Here is a 1,575-nt window from a genome sequence, read left to right as displayed (position 1 = left end):
CGGGCGCGGTCAGGCCGACCGAGCCGGGGCCGTAGTCCGCCCGGCGCCACCGCGCGCCGTGCCGCGACTCGATGGTCGTGGTGCCCGCGCCGACCACCACGATCGTCTGCTCGTCGGCGGGCGGCAGGTCGAGCTCGGCTTCCGGGGCGTTGTCGAGCAGCCGCACGAGCACCGCGGACCAGCCGTTGTCCCGGCGGCTGCAGAGCCGGACGCGGGCCGCGCTTCCGGGATCGAACGTCACGCCCCGACCCTAGATCCGGGGTTCGAATTTGAACAGCGGGTACCGTTGACCACATGGGTGGTCCGCTGAACACGCAGGAGAAGCGCGCCTGGAACGCGTTCCGCAGCAGCTTCACCCTGCTCCACCAGCGGATGGACCAGCAGCTCAAGCGCGACGCCGGCCTGTCCCACCTCCAGTACGAGATCCTCGCCCGGCTCGGCGCGGCCCCGGGCCGCGAGCTGCGGATGGCCGAGCTGGCGTGCGCGGTGTCCAACTCCAAGAGCGGGCTGACCTACCAGATCGGCCAGCTGGAGCAGACCGGGCTCGTCCGGCGCCGGGCGTGCGAGAGCGACGTTCGCGCCGTCTACGCGGTGCTGACCGACGAGGGCGCGGACCTGCTGGCCCGGGCCACGCCCGGGCACGTCGCCCTCGTGCGGGAGCTGCTGCTCGACGTCCTCACGCCGGACCAGCTCGGCGCGCTGGCCGACGGCCTCGGCGAGGCGAACCGCCGCATGCTGGCGGCCGGCGACTGCCCCGGACGTTAGGCTGCGGGAATGGCTTCCCGGGACGCGACCGACGACGAAGCCGCGGCGCGCCCCGGCGGCCGTCCCCGCGACGCGGCGCTCGACGAAGCGATCATCCTGGCCACCCGTGCGCGGCTGGTCCGCGACGGCTACTCGCTGATGACCATCGGCGACATCGCGGCGGACGCGAACGTCAGCCGCCCGACGCTGTACCGCCGGTGGCGCACCAAGTTCGACCTGGTCGTGGACGCGCTGGACTACGGTTTCCGCAAACAGCGCGATTCGTACACTGTGGACTTGAGCGGGCTGGCGCCGCGGGAGGCGTTCACCGAAGCCGTCCGGCGGCTGGACCCGGGGTACTTCAACCCGGACGCCATGGTGCTGATGGGCAACTTCGCCGGCGAGGCGATCCGGACCCCGGAGCTGCTCGGGATCCTCCGCGAGCACGCCGTCGAACCGCGGGTCGCGCTGGTCGAGAGCGTGCTGACCGAGCTGCAGGCGAGCGGCGCGGTCCGGGACGACGTCGACAAGCACACCATCGCGACCCTGTGCCTCGGCAGCTACTTCGCCGCCTTCTACCGCGGTGACGACAAGGCCGGGATCCCCGCCGCCGTCGTCTCGGTGCTGTGGCCGGCGATCGCGGCGCCACCCGCCTGACCGGCGCCGACGCGGTTCACGCAACCATTCGGGGCTCCCGCCCGTGTATCAGGGGTGTGAGGACTTCTTCGCAACGACGGCGGCTCTTCCGGCCGCGGGCGACGGCCGTCGCGGTACTGGCCGGCGCCGGGCTCGCGTTCGCGCACACCACCACGGGGCTGACGGTCACCGGCC

3 protein-coding genes are annotated in these 1,575 nt (G+C 73.0%); 2 read left to right on the top strand and 1 reads right to left on the bottom strand.

From position 1 onward, the window contains the following. Positions 1 to 241, bottom strand: a 241-nt coding sequence (locus G3I65_RS54865) for a hypothetical protein (RefSeq protein WP_203612767.1), incomplete at its 3' end; no start/stop codon positions are given. Between the two features lie 53 nt (positions 242 to 294). Here G3I65_RS54865 and G3I65_RS54860 point away from each other — a divergent pair. Further along, the gene (locus tag G3I65_RS54860) at positions 295 to 765 is read left to right on the top strand and encodes a MarR family winged helix-turn-helix transcriptional regulator (RefSeq protein WP_160704411.1); all 471 of its coding nucleotides are present in this window, start codon (positions 295 to 297) and stop codon (positions 763 to 765) included. A 9-nt stretch (positions 766 to 774) separates the two neighbouring features. After that, on the top strand, positions 775 to 1,401 hold the full coding sequence (locus G3I65_RS54855) for a TetR/AcrR family transcriptional regulator (protein ID WP_160704409.1): 627 nt from the start codon (positions 775 to 777) through the stop codon (positions 1,399 to 1,401). Positions 1,402 to 1,575: the final 174 nt, after the last annotated feature.

Source organism: Amycolatopsis sp. SID8362, assembly GCF_010550475.1.
GTDB lineage: Bacteria > Actinomycetota > Actinomycetes > Mycobacteriales > Pseudonocardiaceae > Amycolatopsis > Amycolatopsis eburnea.
The sequence above is the reverse complement of the archived record's forward strand: the minus strand, read 5'-3'. Positions and strand labels throughout refer to the sequence as shown.

Bases quoted from the DNA above. Each gene is read 5' to 3' on its own strand.
- G3I65_RS54860 (WP_160704411.1), top strand. From the start codon at position 295: ATGGGTGGTCCGCTGAACACGCAGGAGAAGCGCGCCTGGAACGCGTTC.
- G3I65_RS54855 (WP_160704409.1), top strand. From the start codon at position 775: ATGGCTTCCCGGGACGCGACCGACGACGAAGCCGCGGCGCGCCCCGGC.